Origin of the sequence: Streptomyces sp. NPDC017979, from assembly GCF_044328175.1 — a bacterium.
Lineage (GTDB): Bacteria > Actinomycetota > Actinomycetes > Streptomycetales > Streptomycetaceae > Streptomyces.
Genome location: NZ_JBIRGU010000005.1, coordinates 422,728 through 437,274, shown reverse-complemented (window position 1 = coordinate 437,274; position 14,547 = coordinate 422,728). Strand labels below are relative to the sequence as shown.

Below are 14,547 nucleotides of genomic sequence, written 5' to 3'. Positions count from 1 at the left end.
AACTCCTGGTATGAGACGGGTCGGTTGTGGAGGAGCGGGGTCAGCCGCGGTGGAGGAGGCCGGTGGCCAGGCCGAGGACGACCGGGGCCACGCCGACCACCAGGAACGCGGGCAGGAAGCACAACCCCACGGGCGCGGTGATCAGGACCTGGGCCCTGCGGGCGCCGGCAACCGCCGTTCGGATGTGCGCGGCCCGGAGCCGGTGCGCCAGCCGGGAGATCGACTCCGCGGCGGGAGCGCCGGTGGAGTCGGCCCGCGCCAGGCAACGGGCCAGCTCCGCCGCGCCCGGGACGGTGGCGAAGCCACCCCACGCATGGGACGGTTCACCGCCGAGCCGGAGCTCGGCCGCCGTCCGTATCAGCCGCTCCCCGACCGCCCCGGGCAGGGACTCCCCCACGGCCGCCGCCGCCTCGCGCGGCCCAGCCCCGGCCGAGGCGCAGGCCGCCAACAGGTCGGCGGCGAGCGGAAGCTGTCGAGTCGCCACGGCGTCAGGCTCGGCAACCTCTGCCGGCGCGCGGGTCCGCTGCCAGCGGTGTACGGCTCCAGCGGCTGCCAGCCCGACGACGCAGCCGAGCACTCCGTCGACGAGGACGTACCCGAGGAACAGCGCCCCCAGCGGCGCGGCCCAACCCTTGGCCCACGACCGGTAGGGAAGCCGTGGGCGCCTTCTGCCGGGCTCGACCTTCCGCAACTCCTCGATGCGCAGCCGCGTCCGGCGCTCCCGCCGGTGGGCGGCGAGGAGGGCGACGGCGTGGACGGCCAGCAGGAGCGGGGCGGCCAGGGAGCACAGGCGCACCACACTGCTCACGGCGCCTCCTTCCGCGCGCCCCGTACGATGCGGGCGGCCCAACAGACCCCGGCCGTCTCCAGCACGGCGCCGCCCAGGAGGCACAGCAGGCCCACGGGGGTGTGCAGCAGGACGCGTAAGGGATCAGCTCCGACGGCCGTGCCGATGCCCAGCGCCGCGACCGGCAGGAGAGCCAGCAGGACGACCGTGGAGCGCGCGCCGGCCAGTTGGGCGCGCAGATCCTCCTCCTGCTCCCGTTCGGCCCGCAGAGCGGCCTCCAGGCGGTCCAGGCCGGCTGCCAGGCCCGCTCCCCCGCCGACGGCCACGCTCCAGCACGCCGCGACACCGGCCAGCCCTTCCGCGCCCGGCTCCCCGGCCGCTTCCCGCAGGGCTGCCGGGACGTCGCCCCCGAACCTGGCCGCAGCGATGACCGCCGGCTCGGCCGCCCCCAGCGCCCGGCCCGCTCCCGCTGCATGCAACAGCGCCTGCCCCGGCTGGAGGCCGGCCCGCAACTCCGCGGCGACCGAGCCGCACAGGGCGATGACCTCGTCGGCGCGCATGTCCCGCGACCGAGCCCGCGCCCGCCCACGCAGCCGCCGGCGCACCAGCGGGACCGCCACCGCACCCGCGACCAGCGGCAGCAGGGACCGGCCGACGACCGCGAGCAGCACCGCCACCGGGACGCACCACCACTCCCGCCCCACCCGGGCCACCAGCCGCAGCCATAGTCGCCGCCATGACCACCCCGGCTGCGTCTTTTCCACACCACTGCCGGCGAGCACCACCCGTGCCCGCGCAGCGGCCCGGCTTCGACCGTCCGCCAGCAGCAGGGCCGCTGCCCCCGCGCACAGCGCCGCCGCGTGCACCGGCTCCAAGGTCCTCATGGCGCGTCCCCGATCAGCGACCGCAGCCGCGCCCAACCCCGCTCGTGGATGAAGGCGCCCTCGCTGCGGCGCAGCGCGGGCACGGTCACCACGAGCCCGGCCCGGTCGCGCTCCAGGACGTGCACCTCGGCGATGCGCCGCCGGCCGTCCTGGTCCCGGGCGAGGTGGATCACCACGGCGAGGGCTGCGGCCAACTGGCTGTGGAGGGCGGCGCGGTCGAGCCCGGCAGCGGTCCCGAGGGCTTCGAGCCGGGCCGGGACGTCCGCCGCGGCATTCGCATGGACCGTGCCGCAGCCTCCGTCGTGGCCGGTGTTGAGAGCGGCCAACATGTCCGCGACCTCCTCGCCCCGGACCTCGCCGACGACGAGCCGGTCGGGGCGCATCCGCAGCGCCTGGCGCACCAGGTCCCGCAGGGTGACCCGACCGGCGCCCTCCTGATTGGGCAGACGGGACTCCAGCCGCACCACGTGCGGATGGTCGGGCCGCAACTCCGAGGAGTCCTCCGCGACGACGATCCGCTCGTGCTTCCCCACCAGCCCGAGCAGCGTCGAAAGGAGGGTCGTCTTGCCGGTCCCGGTGCCGCCGCTGATCAGGAACGACAGCCGGGCGTCGACCAGGGCCCGCAGCACCCGGTCACCGCCGGGCGGCACGGTGCCCGCCGCGACCAGCTCCGCGACGGAGAACGCCCGGGGCCGCACCACCCGCAGCGACAGGAAGGTCGAGTCGACCGCCACCGGAGGGATCACGGCGTGCATCCGGGTGCCGTCGGGCAGCCGGGCGTCGACCCAGGGCCGGGCGTCGTCCAACCGCTTGCCGGCCACTGCGGCAAGCCGCTGGGCCAGTCGGCGCACCGATGCCTTGTCGGCGAAGGCGACGTCGGACAGTTCCAGGCCACGCCCCCGATCCACCCACACCCGCTCGGGCGAGGACACCAGCACGTCCGTCACGTCCGGGTCCGCCAGCAGCGGTTCCAGGGGCCCGGTGCCCACCAGCTCGCAGCGCAGGGACTCCGTGCCGCCGAGGACTTCGGCATCGCCCAACAGCCGCTCCTGCGCCCGCAGGGCGAGCGCGACCCGGGCCGGCGTCGGCTCCGCCCCGCTCTCCGCGAGGCGCCGTCGCACGGCTTCCAGCAGTCGCGTGCTCATGAGACCGCGCCCTTGGCCAGCGCACGGTCCCAGAAGGCGGTGCAGAACCTGGCGAGCGGTCCGGCGGTGCCGCCCGGGGGCGCTCCGGCGTCCAGCACGTGGGGAAGCCCGGCCTCCCAGGGGAGTTCGCCGGCGAGGGGCAGCCCGAGGGAAGCCGCGATCCACTGCTCGTCGAGCCCGGCGGCGTACGGCCCGCGGGTGATGACCCGGAGGTCCTTGAGGATCATCCCCGCCAGCGAGGCGACCCGATTGGCCGCGGCGACGGCGCGTAGCTCGCCGGGGACGACCAGCAGCCCGAGGTCGAGCTGGGCGAGCACCTCCACCGCGCCCTCGTCGAAACGGCGCGGCAGGTCGACCACGACCACTCCGCCGCGGCGACGGGCAGCCGCCAGCACGGACTTCATGGCGGGCGGCGGGACGACCACGGAGTCACCACGGTCCCAGCTGAGGACCCGGAGCCGGTGCAACTCCGGTAGGGACTCTTCCAGGGCGCCGCCGGCCACCCGCCCCTTGGAACCGACGAAATCCGGCCACCTGCGACCTTCGGCGCGCTCGCCGCCGAGCAGCACGTCGATGCCTCCGCCGAGGGGGTCGCCGTCGACGAGCATGGTGCGCGCGCCGCCGCGCGCGGCGGTGACGGCGAGGGCGCAGGCCAGGGTGGACGCCCCCGCGCCACCCCGTCCGCCGATGACGCCGACGGTCAGCGCCTGCTCACCGACGCCTTCGACGACGTCGGCGATGCGGTCGACGAGCCAGCCCTCCGCGTCGGGCAGGCGCAGTACGGAATCGGCCCCGATCTCGACCGCGTACCGCCAGACGGCGGGGTCGTCCTGCTCGCGTCCGACGAGCAGCACCCCGCGCCGGCGCGTGGCACCCCGGCAGTGCGCCGCCGCGTCGTCGCCGACGAGGACGAGGGGGGCGGTCTCCCAGCTGTCCCGGCGCTCGGGCATCCGGTGGTGCACGTCCGGCTCGGCTCCCGCCGCGGCGCACAGCCGCAGCAGATCGTCGAGCAGCTCCATGTCTTCGGTCAGGATCAGAGGGCCGTCCCGCCGCCCGTCGAGGACCGGGTCCCTACGCGATGTGATAGATCCAGCCACGATGTCCACCCCTTGATTGCCGCGACCCCGCTTCGATAGCGAGATCGGTGATTCCAGACGCCGCGAACTACGCGGGTGGATTCACCGTGCAGCACCCCGGAAAATCGTGTGGATCATGCCGAAAAACTGTGGACAACTCACCACTTGTGAATATCTCGGTCCCCCATACCAGTGACTCCCGCTGTGCACCCCTTCCGCTACGCACGGTGACGATGCAGAGTGGCATCGAGCGGCCGCGGACCGAGGCCGCTCGGGAGGGGGAGTGCAAAGTGGATCTCGACACGGGGCGGGACACCCGCCCGGACATGCGACGACCCCCGCCGGGGGGGAGAGCGGGGGTCGTCTCTCCGGCCGGCTCGGGGGGGGAGGAGCCGGTCCGGGTTAGCACGGTCGCGAACGATCCGTGACTTCCATGGTGTACCCGAGAGCCTTCTCAGGCAAACCCACACGCCCGAGCAGTACGCCGAATGGCGGGCACCTATGCTCAACTCGTGGAAAACCACTCCTTGCCTCGCACAGCCGCGTTCTTTGACCTGGACAAGACGGTCATTGCGAAGTCTTCGACGCTGACCTTCAGCAAGTCCTTCTACCAAGGCGGCCTGATCAACCGGCGGGCCGTACTGCGGACCGCCTATGCCCAGTTCGTTTTTCTCGCGGGCGGCGCCGACCACGACCAGATGGAGAGGATGCGCGAGTACCTCTCGGCCCTGTGCAAGGGCTGGAACGTCCAGCAGGTGAAGGAGATCGTCGCCGAGACCCTGCACGACCTGATCGACCCCATCATCTACGACGAAGCCGCCTCCCTCATCGAGGAGCACCACACCGCCGGCCGGGACGTCGTCATCGTCTCCACCTCGGGCGCCGAGGTCGTCGAGCCGATCGGCGAGCTGCTGGGGGCCGACCGGGTCGTCGCGACCCGGATGGTGGTCGGCGACGACGGCTGTTTCACCGGCGAAGTGGAGTACTACGCCTACGGCCCGACGAAGGCGGAAGCCATCCGCGAACTCGCCGAGTCAGAGGGATACGACCTCTCCCGCTGTTACGCCTACAGCGACTCCATCACCGACGTACCCATGTTGGAGTCCGTCGGCCACCCCTATGCGGTGAATCCGGACCGGGGGCTGCGCCGGGAAGCGACCACTCGGGACTGGCCGATTCTGGTCTTCAATCGACCCGTCCGGCTCAAGCAGCGGCTGCCCGCACTCTCCATGCCGCCGCGTCCCGCACTGGTGGCAGCGGCCGCGGTGGGCGCCGCGGCCGCGACGGCCGGGCTCGTCTGGTACGCCAGCCGCCGCAGGAGCGCCGCCCAAACAGCCGCGGCACAAGTAATCGCCCAGTCCGCACGAGCCATCGACCGATTCACCCGTATTTGAAGACAAAAGTAAAGAAGTGTGGTGAAGGGTTCCACTTCACCCTGTGCTGGAGTACAAAGGATTCAACGGCCCGCGAGACCAAGGACATCCGAAAGGATCACCTCAACACGCATTAAGGCCCCACGGACCGAGCATGAAAACCGGGCACCCACGCGACGTCGACCCGTCGAATACGGGCCAGCCGCACCAGGCGAGGGCAGCAGTTCCCGGCCTGATGGGCACATCATCGAGGACGCTTGGTAACTCGGCGGACATGCCAGCGGCGGTACCGGATCCGGTACCGCCGCAACCCCGTTCCGGGCAGGAATCCCCGACCGCCCCGGCCCCGGAATCCCCGAGCCAGGGACCGTACGCACCCTGGACGCACCCCGGGCGGGGGTCGCAGACGAAAGAGCCGTCAGGCGGCGCCGCGCTGGAGTGCCTCGCAGACCGCCGTCGACTCCCGCGCACCGAACTCCACCGAGCGCCCGCAGTGTGCGATCCAAGCCGCCATGCCCTCCGGCGTCCCGGACAGATAGCCGTCGAAAGCGGCGGCGTACGCGGCCGCACCCTGCTCCGCGTGGCCGACCTCGGCCGGACAGATGGCCTTGGGGTCCAGCCCGCTGCCGATCAGGACGATCCGCTCGGCGGCCCGTGCCACCAAGCCGTTGTACGAGCCGAAGGGCCGCAGCGCGAGCAGTTCGCCGTGCACGACGGCCGCGCTCACCAGGGCCGGGGCCGAAGTGCCCGCGACGATCAGCTCCGCCAGCCCCTCCAGCCGGCCGTTGACCTCGTCGACGTCCGGCAGTGGAGCGTCGATCAGGGGCTCGTCGACCGGTTCGCCCGCCAGCCGCGGTCGACCCACGGTCTCGTCACCCGCTCCCCCGCCGGCCGCGACCAGGTGCAGCCGGGCCAGCACCCGCAGCGGCGACTGCCGCCACACGGACAGCAATTGGCCCGCTTCGGCGGTCAGCCGCAGGGCCGCGCCGACCGCGAGGGCCTGCGGGTCCGCACTGAAGTCGGTGCGCCTGCGGACCTCCTCCAGCGCCCAGTCGGCGCCGGCGACGGCGGCCGAGCCGCGCGCCCCGCGCAGCGCGGCCTCCGACGTGACCTCGTTGCTGCGCCGCCGCATGATCCGGTGCCCGTAGACCCGGTCGATCGACGTGCGCACGGCGCCCACGGAGTCGGCGACGCCCGGCAGCGCGCCGAGAGCCGCCAGCGGGTCGGTCGAGGAGGCGGGCGTGGCATTCGTGCTCATGCACAGGAGGCTACGCGCCCTGGGCGCACGCCCTTCCTTCGAGTGGTCTTCCCCGTACAGCTTGACAACAACAGGCAACCGTGCGGCTACCCTAGGTGAACATGAAGATCGCTTTCGTAGGGAAGGGCGGCAGCGGGAAGACCACGCTGTCCTCGCTCTTCATCCGCCATCTGGCCGCTGGCGAAGCCGCCGTCATCGCGGTGGACGCGGACATCAATCAGCACCTGGCGGCAGCGCTGGGGCTCGATGACGAACAGGCCGCCGCACTGCCCGCGATGGGCGCACACCTGCCGTTGATCAAGGACCATCTGCGGGGTGCCAACCCCCGGATCACCTCGGTCGAAACCATGATCAAGACCACGCCCCCCGGCGAGGGCTCGCGCCTGCTGCGGGTGCGCGAGGACAACCCCGTCTACGACGCCTGCGCCCGTGCGGTCCGGCTCGACGGCGGCGAGGTCCGACTGATGGCGACCGGCCCCTTCACGGAGTCGGACTTGGGCGTGGCCTGCTACCACTCCAAGGTCGGCGCGGTCGAGCTGTGCCTGAACCACCTGGTCGACGGTGCCGACGAGTACGTCGTGGTGGACATGACCGCGGGATCGGACTCGTTCGCCTCCGGGATGTTCACCCGGTTCGACATGACGTTCCTGGTGGCCGAGCCGACGCGCAAGGGCGTCTCCGTGTACCGCCAGTACAAGGAGTACGCACGGGACTTCGGGGTCGCGCTGAAGGTCGTCGGCAACAAGGTCCAGGGCGAGGACGACCTGGACTTCCTGCGCTCGGAGGTGGGCGACGACCTGTTGGTCTCGTTCGGGCACTCCGACTGGGTGCGGGCGATGGAGAAGGGGCGCCCGCAGCGCTTCGACCTGCTGGAGGCGGACAACCGGGCGGCCCTGGAGATCCTGGAGCACACCGCCGCGGCCATGTACGCGCAGCGCGACTGGGCCCGCTACACCCGCCAGATGGTGCACTTCCACCTGAAGAACGCGGAGAGCTGGGGGAACGCGAAGACGGGCGCCGACCTGGCGGCCCAGGTCGACCCCGCCTTCGTCCTCGGAGAACAGGCGGTGGCCGCGGGCTCGCCGCTGCCGGCCTGATCGCGGATGCGACGCCAGGGGCCACGGGCCCGCCGAACGGATCGGCGGGCCCGGCGCCTGCGCGACCGGAGCCCCCACGGCCCGAACCCTCAGGACCGCCTTGGGCGTCGCCGTGCTCGACCCAAGGCGCCCCGACCCGAGGCGCCCCGACTGAGGACGTCTACGCCGGGGCGCCCTGCGATCACCCGGAGCCGACGCCCCGGCCCTCGACTTCGTCCTCACGCACCGCGGCTGCGCTTTCCCCGGCTGCCGCGTCGCCGCCCGCCGGGCCCTCCGCGCTCCCGCCCGCCTTCGCGTCCTGCGCCGGACCGGCCCCTGCGCCGTCCGCTCCGGCGGGCTTCGCCTTCGAGCCCGCCGGCTGCCCGGCCAAGAAGGCCGGCCACCCCTCCGCCGGCGCCTCGCCGACCTTGAGGTTCCGCAGCTTCGCGACGACCTTCGGATCCTGCGCGTCGAGCCAGTCGGCGAGCTGCTTGAAGGACACGCACTGCACGTCCTGCTTCACGCAGACGGTCGCGATGGTGTCCTCGATGGCGCGCATGTACGTGCCGCCGTTCCAGGACTCGAAGTGGTTGCCGATGATCAGCGGGGCGCGATTGCCGTTGTACGCCCGGTCGAACGCCTGGACCAGGCCGTCGCGCATCTGCCGGCCCCAGTACTCGTGCTGGGACGGGTCTCCCTTGACCGTCCCGGACTGGTTGACCATGAAGTTGTAGTCCATGGACAGGGTCTCGAAGCCGCGCCCGGGGAAGGGCACCATCTGGAGGCCGAGGTCCCAGACGCCGAGCTCCTTCTCCGGCCAGATCTGGTCGTTGATGCCGCTGGTGTCGTAGCGGAAGCCCAGTTCGCTGGCGGCCTTCACGAAGTTCTTGCGGCCCTCAAGACAGGGGGTGCGGGCGCCGATCAGCTCCTTGTCGTAGTCGAAGGGCAGTGCTTCGACGTCCTTGAGGCCGGAGTTCGTCTTCCAGTTCTTCACGAACGCCTTGGCCTGGCCGATCTCGCTCTTCCACTCCTCCACCGACCAGGTGTCGCCACCCCCTTCCGGGCCGCAGAAGTGCCCGTTGAAGTGCGTGCCGACCTCGTTGCCCTCAAGCCAGGCGCCACGCAGCTCCCGCACGGTGTCCTTGATGCCCTGGACGTCATTGAAACCGATGTCGGAACGTCCGGCGTCATGCTTCGGCGGAAGATAGAGGGAACCTTTCTCCTCAGGCAGGAGATACACCCCGCTCAAGAAGTACGTCATTGTCATGTCGTACTTCCTGCCGACGTCACGGAAGTGGGAGAAGAGTTTCTGGCTGTCCTCGCCGGCACCGTCCCACGAGAACACGACGAACTGCGGTGGCTTCTGACCGGGCTTCAACCGCTTGGGCTTGAGCTGCTTTGGCTGGGCCCCGGTGAACGAGGTCGAGCCGTCGCCGATCATCCGTGGCGCGGCCTTGGGCGCGGGACCCTCCTTGGCCGGCGACGTCTTCTCCTGGTCGCCCTGGCCCACGAGGGAACAGCCAGCCAGACCTGCGATCAGCGCGGTGGCCGCGGCGCCCGCGGCGGCCCTCTGCGTGACGGCCTTCATCCGCCCACCTCTTTCATATGACTTTGTGTTTTTATGACTGGCTCGAACCGAGTCGACAAAGTCGCACCGCGATGGCGGCAAAGGGTGGATGACGGGGCGCAATAACCCCACTAATCACCGGTACGGGTGAAAGATTGACCTATCTGCCTTGCCCCCTCGCCAAGGCTCTTTACTCTCCATTACGATCAATTTACCGAGCGTTGAATATCCCGCCACAGAATGCCGTGACTCACGGCCGCGCCCCCACATTCCGCGACCGCGCTGCCCGGAGGAGACGGGAACCATGCCTGCTTGCGCCCCCGCCAGCACCGACACCCCGCCCAGCGGATCCCGCAAGTCCCGCGCCACCCGCAAGAAGCGCTTCACCATCGCCGGAGCGGACCTGTCCGCGTCGATCTCGGTGTTCCTGATCGCGCTGCCGCTCTCCCTCGGCATCGCGCTCGCCACCGGTGCGCCCCTCCAAGCCGGGTTGGTCGCCGCCGCCGTCGGCGGGATCGTGGCGGGTAGGTTCGGCGGCTCGCCGCTCCAGGTGGCCGGTCCGGCGGCCGGCCTCACCGTGGTCACCGCAGATCTGATCCATCAGTACGGATGGCGGATGACCTGCGCCATCACCGTCTTCGCCGGCCTGGCCCAACTGGGCCTCGCGGCCCTGCGGGTGGCTCGCTCAGCGCTCGCCGTCAGCCCTTCGATCGTGCACGGCATGCTCGCCGGCATCGGCGTCACGATCGCCCTGGCCCAGTTCCACATCGTGCTCGGCGGCACTCCGGAGAGCTCCGCGTTCGACAATGTGCTCGCGCTCCCCGACCGGCTGGCCGACCTGCACGCCGACGCCGTCACGGCCAGCGCGTTCACGGTCGCGGTCCTGCTGCTGTGGCCGCGCATCCCGGGGCGGGCGGGACGAGTCATGCGTACGGTCCCCGCCGCACTCGTCGCCGTCTCCGGAGCCACCGCGCTCGCCGCGGTCGCCGGGCTCCGCCTGCCCCGCGTCGACCTGCCCTCCTGGAGCAGCCACGCCCTCCCCCAGCTACCGGAGGGCCCGGTGCTGGGCCTCGTCGCCGCCGTCGTCACGATCACTCTGGTCACCAGCGTGCAATCGCTGCTCTCTGCCGTCGCCGTCGACAAGTTGCTGGCCAAGCGGACGGAGACGGCCAAGGGTGCGCCCCAAGCGCACGTCCCCCGATCGAACCTGGACCGGGAGCTGGCCGGTCAGGGCGCGGCGAACATCGTCTCCGGGGCGCTCGGCGGGCTGCCGGTCGCCGGAGTCGCGGTGCGGACCGTGGCCAATGTGTCCGCGGGAGCGGTCAGCCGCCGCTCCACGATGCTGCACGGGCTGTGGATCGTCCTCGCGGCCCTGCTGCTGGTGCCCGTGCTCGACCTGATTCCGCTGGCCGCGCTCGCCGCGCTGGTGATGGTGGTCGGCGTCCAGATGGTCAGCATCACCCATCTGCGGACCGTCCAGCGGAACCGCGAGATGTTGGTCTACGTGGTGACGTTGGCGTCCGTCGTGGCCACCGGGGTGTTGGAGGGAGTCGCCGTCGGCATCGCGGTGGCGGTGGCGGTCTCGCTGCACCGGCTGACCCGCACGCGAATCACCGAGGACGCCCACGACGGCGTCCACCGGGTGAGCGTACGCGGCCAGTTGACCTTCCTCGCCGTGCCGCGACTGACCCGAGCCCTCGGCCAGGTGCCCCGGGGTGCGGACTGCGTGGTCGAGTTGGACGGCTCCTTCATGGACCACGCCGCGCACGAGGCGTTGCACGACTGGCAGACGTCCCACAAGGCCCGTGGCGGGACGGTGGAGTTCACCGGTCGGGCAGGGGGTCGGATCAGCGAGCCCGCCGTGGAGAGCGACGGGTGCTGCCGCCCGTGGACCCCGTGGCGCAACCACCACTGCGAGGACGGCCCGCAGCCCGTCGCGGCCGGGCAACGGCTCGCGGACGGCATCGGCTCCTTCCAGCGCAACACGGCTCCGCTGGTGCGCGGCGAGTTGGCGCGACTGGCCAAGGAGGGGCAGCGGCCCTCCCAGCTCTTCCTCACCTGCACGGACTCCCGGCTGGTCACGAGCATGATCACGGCAAGCGGCCCGGGCGACCTCTTCACCGTGCGCAACATGGGAAACCTGGTCCCGCTGCCGGGCGACGAGAGCGGGGACGACTCCGTGGCCGCCGCGATCGAGTACGCCGTCGAAGTGTTGGGCGTGGACTCCATCACCGTCTGCGGGCACTCGGGCTGCAGTGCCATGCAGACGCTGATGGGCACGGTGCACGACGGCGCGCGGACGCCGCTCCAGCGGTGGTTGCGCCACGGGCAGCCCAGCGTGGCGCGGTTGGCGCGCGGCGACAGCTCCGTGGCCCGGCTGTCGGGGAAGTTGCCCGCTGACGAGGTGGAGCAGTTGTGCCTGACCAATGTGGTCCAGCAGCTCGACCATCTGCGCGCGCACGAGTCGGTGTCCCGTCGGCTCGCCGCAGGCACCTTGCGGCTGCACGGGATGTACTTCCACGTAGGCGAGGCGCAGGCATATTTGCTGGCGGAGGGCGATGAAGGGGCGTTCGCGCCGGTCTTCGACCGGGTGGCGCCTGCCGGCTCCCCGCTGGTGCCAGTGCAGGCGTCGGCACGGAACCGGGGGCAGAACCGAGTGCAGGCACGCGTACAGACCGGAGTGCAGGCCCTGGCGCGGGCCTCGGCGCAAGTACCAACGCAGGCAAAGACACAGGCATCGCCGCAGGTACCAACGCAGGCACAGGCCCAAACCGAAGCCCAAGCCCAGGCCCAGACGTCGGACCGGAAGCCTACGCAGGCGCCCGCGCAGGCACCGATACGGAAGTGACTCCCGGCTGGCCCGGGGCCGCCTTGGCCCGGGGCGGCCCGCCCCCTCCCCACACCCGCCGCGAAATTCCCACCCGCCGCGGTTGAACCGGTCGGCGCTCGCATCCGTGGAAAGGTGTGGTCCCTCCTCTCCGCCGCCCGGAGAGGAGGGACCACACGACACGCCGAGCGGACACCAGGGGACGTGCACCTTCGGGCCACACCGGGTAAAAGGCTGGACAGGTCTAAACCAATTGTCGGAAGGCTCTTGTCACCCGGCCTTTCGGCTGATGAGCTATGGCCCGGGACACACAGAGCCCCCGGGACACAGAGCCATATGAGGACGCCCTGGGAAAGGGAGATGTCGTGAGCAACGAAAGCCTGGCCAACCTGCTGCGGGAAGAGCGGCGGTTCGCACCGCCGGCCGCGCTCAGCGCGGACGCCAACGTCACGGCTGAGGCGTACGAGCAGGCCAAGGCGGACCGGCTCGGTTTCTGGGCCGAGCAGGCGCGAAGGCTCACCTGGGCCACCGAGCCGACCGAGACCCTCGACTGGAGCAACCCGCCCTTCGCGAAGTGGTTCGCCGACGGCAAGCTCAACGTGGCGTACAACTGCGTCGACCGCCACGTCGAGGCGGGCCACGGCGACCGGGTCGCCATCCACTTCGAGGGCGAGCCCGGCGACAGCCGCTCGATCACGTACGCCCAGCTCAAGGACGAGGTGTCCCGCGCGGCGAACGCCCTGACCGAACTCGGCGTCAGCAAGGGCGACCGGGTCGCGGTCTATCTGCCGATGATCCCCGAGGCCGCCGTGGCGATGCTGGCCTGCGCCCGCATCGGCGCCGCGCACTCCGTGGTCTTCGGCGGCTTCTCGGCCGACGCGGTCGCCTCCCGCATCCAGGACGCCGACGCCAAGGTCGTCATCACCGCCGACGGCGGCTACCGCCGCGGCAAGCCGAGCGCGCTCAAGCCCGCCATCGACGAGGCCGTCGCCAAGTGCCCGCAGGTGGAGCACGTGCTGGTGGTGCGGCGTACGGGCGAGGACACGGCCTTCACCGAGGGCCGCGACGTGTGGTGGCACGACGTCGTGGACCGCCAGTCCACCGAGCACGCCCCCGAGGCGTTCGACGCCGAGCACCCGCTCTTCATCCTCTACACCTCCGGCACCACCGGAAAGCCGAAGGGCATCCTGCACACGTCCGGCGGCTACCTCACCCAGGCCGCGTACACCCACCACGCCGTCTTCGACCTCAAGCCGGAGACCGACGTCTACTGGTGCACCGCGGACATCGGCTGGGTGACCGGCCACTCGTACATCGTGTACGGACCGCTCGCCAACGGCGCCACCCAGGTGATGTACGAGGGCACCCCCGACACGCCCCACCAGGGCCGGTTCTGGGAGATCGTGCAGAAGTACGGCGTGACGATCCTGTACACCGCGCCGACCGCGATCCGCACGTTCATGAAGTGGGGCGACGACATCCCCGCCAAGTTCGACCTCTCCAGCCTGCGCGTGCTCGGCTCGGTCGGCGAGCCGATCAACCCCGAGGCGTGGATCTGGTACCGCGAGCACATCGGCGGCGGCCGGGCGCCCATCGTGGACACCTGGTGGCAGACCGAGACCGGGGCGATGATGATCTCGCCGCTGCCGGGCGTCACGGAGACCAAGCCCGGCTCCGCGCAGCGCGCGCTGCCCGGCATCTCGGCGACCGTCGTGGACGACGAGGCCAACGAGGTGCCCAACGGCGGTGGCGGCTACCTCGTCCTCACCGAGCCGTGGCCCTCGATGCTGCGCACCATCTGGGGCGACGACCAGCGCTTCATCGACACGTACTGGTCCCGCTTCGAGGGCAAGTACTTCGCGGGCGACGGCGCGAAGAAGGACGACGACGGCGACATCTGGCTGCTCGGCCGCGTCGACGACGTCATGCTCGTCTCCGGCCACAACATCTCGACCACCGAGGTCGAATCGGCGCTGGTCTCCCACCCGAAGGTCGCCGAAGCCGCCGTCGTCGGCGCCGCGGACGAGACGACCGGCCAGGCCATCGTCGCGTTCGTGATCCTCCGCGGCACCGCATCGGAGGACGAGGGCCTGGTCGCCGAGTTGCGCAACCACGTCGGCGCCACCCTCGGCCCGATCGCCAAGCCGAAGCGGGTCCTGCCGGTGGCCGAGCTGCCGAAGACCCGCTCCGGCAAGATCATGCGCCGGCTGCTGCGCGATGTCGCGGAGAACCGCCAGGTCGGCGACGTGACGACGCTCAGCGACTCGTCGGTGATGGACCTCATCCAGTCCAAGCTGCCCAGCTCGTCCTCCGAGGACTGACAGGACTGACAGGACTGACGGGACCGACAGGACCGAGAGGACTGACCGGCACCGCGGTGCGCCTTCGGCACCGCGTTACCCCGTCCCAGTGACGGGCGGGGGGCCCCCCCCCCCCCCCCCGGGGGGCCCCCCCCCCCCGGGGGGGGCCCCCCCCCCGGCCCCCCCCGCCCCCCCCCCCCCCGCGGCCACCACACCCACGCCACCACTGGGGAGGCCCCCCGGGGCGGCCCGGG

The 14,547-nt window shown here is 71.5% G+C and carries 10 protein-coding genes; 4 read left to right on the top strand and 6 right to left on the bottom strand.

Annotated features, from left to right (window positions below; genetic code table 11):
* Positions 1 to 40: 40 nt before the first annotated feature.
* From ACH4E8_RS17515 to ssd, 4 genes are read right to left on the bottom strand one after another with little or no spacing between them, the layout of a single operon-like run.
* Positions 41 to 808, bottom strand: a complete 768-nt coding sequence (locus ACH4E8_RS17515; RefSeq protein ID WP_398449005.1) for a type II secretion system F family protein — start codon at positions 806 to 808, stop codon at positions 41 to 43.
* Positions 805 to 1,671 carry a type II secretion system F family protein gene (locus ACH4E8_RS17510; RefSeq protein WP_398449003.1) on the bottom strand — a complete coding sequence of 289 codons (867 nt, stop codon included), beginning with the start codon at positions 1,669 to 1,671 and terminating at the stop codon, positions 805 to 807. The genes ACH4E8_RS17515 and ACH4E8_RS17510 overlap by 4 nt, the downstream gene beginning before the upstream one ends.
* Positions 1,668 to 2,816 (bottom strand): TadA family conjugal transfer-associated ATPase, encoded by a 1,149-nt coding sequence (locus ACH4E8_RS17505; protein WP_398449001.1) that lies wholly within the window; start codon positions 2,814 to 2,816, stop codon positions 1,668 to 1,670. The genes ACH4E8_RS17510 and ACH4E8_RS17505 overlap by 4 nt, the downstream gene beginning before the upstream one ends.
* Positions 2,813 to 3,913: a septum site-determining protein Ssd gene (ssd, locus tag ACH4E8_RS17500; RefSeq protein WP_398448999.1), complete on the bottom strand. Its 1,101-nt coding sequence runs from the start codon at positions 3,911 to 3,913 to the stop codon at positions 2,813 to 2,815. The genes ACH4E8_RS17505 and ssd overlap by 4 nt, the downstream gene beginning before the upstream one ends.
* Positions 3,914 to 4,380: 467 nt before the next feature.
* Here ssd and ACH4E8_RS17495 point away from each other — a divergent pair, with 467 nt between their 5' ends.
* Positions 4,381 to 5,286, top strand: coding sequence for an HAD family hydrolase (locus tag ACH4E8_RS17495; protein ID WP_398448997.1), 906 nt, complete (start codon positions 4,381 to 4,383; stop codon positions 5,284 to 5,286).
* A gap of 397 nt (positions 5,287 to 5,683) precedes the next feature.
* Here the strand turns inward: ACH4E8_RS17495 and ACH4E8_RS17490 are convergent, their stop codons facing one another.
* Entirely contained in the window at positions 5,684 to 6,523 is an 840-nt protein-coding gene (locus ACH4E8_RS17490; protein WP_398448995.1) for an oxidoreductase, read from the bottom strand.
* Between the two features lie 101 nt (positions 6,524 to 6,624).
* Between ACH4E8_RS17490 and ACH4E8_RS17485 the strand changes: the two genes are divergently transcribed.
* Entirely contained in the window at positions 6,625 to 7,620 is a 996-nt protein-coding gene (locus ACH4E8_RS17485; protein ID WP_398448993.1) for an ATP-binding protein, read from the top strand.
* A gap of 181 nt (positions 7,621 to 7,801) precedes the next feature.
* Here ACH4E8_RS17485 and ACH4E8_RS17480 read toward each other — a convergent pair whose 3' ends face one another.
* On the bottom strand, positions 7,802 to 9,187 hold the full coding sequence (locus tag ACH4E8_RS17480; RefSeq protein ID WP_398448991.1) for a hypothetical protein: 1,386 nt from the start codon (positions 9,185 to 9,187) through the stop codon (positions 7,802 to 7,804).
* Between the two features lie 283 nt (positions 9,188 to 9,470).
* On the opposite strand from ACH4E8_RS17480, the gene ACH4E8_RS17475 reads away from it, so the two are divergent.
* Together ACH4E8_RS17475 and acs are read left to right on the top strand one after the other, a co-directional pair.
* Entirely contained in the window at positions 9,471 to 12,014 is a 2,544-nt protein-coding gene (locus ACH4E8_RS17475; protein ID WP_398448989.1) for a SulP family inorganic anion transporter, read from the top strand.
* Positions 12,015 to 12,358: 344 nt separating this feature from the next.
* Positions 12,359 to 14,314 carry an acetate--CoA ligase gene (acs, locus tag ACH4E8_RS17470; RefSeq protein WP_398448987.1) on the top strand — a complete coding sequence of 652 codons (1,956 nt, stop codon included), beginning with the start codon at positions 12,359 to 12,361 and terminating at the stop codon, positions 14,312 to 14,314.
* The last annotated feature ends 233 nt before the right edge of the window (positions 14,315 to 14,547 follow it).

Excerpts from the sequence above, each read along its gene's own strand:
- ACH4E8_RS17510 (WP_398449003.1), bottom strand. The coding sequence starts at position 1,671 with ATGAGGACCTTGGAGCCGGTGCACGCGGCGGCGCTGTGCGCGGGGGCA.
- ACH4E8_RS17505 (WP_398449001.1), bottom strand. The coding sequence starts at position 2,816 with ATGAGCACGCGACTGCTGGAAGCCGTGCGACGGCGCCTCGCGGAGAGC.
- ACH4E8_RS17495 (WP_398448997.1), top strand. The coding sequence starts at position 4,381 with ATGGCGGGCACCTATGCTCAACTCGTGGAAAACCACTCCTTGCCTCGC.
- ACH4E8_RS17490 (WP_398448995.1), bottom strand. The coding sequence starts at position 6,523 with ATGAGCACGAATGCCACGCCCGCCTCCTCGACCGACCCGCTGGCGGCT.
- ACH4E8_RS17485 (WP_398448993.1), top strand. The coding sequence starts at position 6,625 with ATGAAGATCGCTTTCGTAGGGAAGGGCGGCAGCGGGAAGACCACGCTG.
- ACH4E8_RS17480 (WP_398448991.1), bottom strand. The coding sequence starts at position 9,187 with ATGAAGGCCGTCACGCAGAGGGCCGCCGCGGGCGCCGCGGCCACCGCG.
- ACH4E8_RS17475 (WP_398448989.1), top strand. The coding sequence starts at position 9,471 with ATGCCTGCTTGCGCCCCCGCCAGCACCGACACCCCGCCCAGCGGATCC.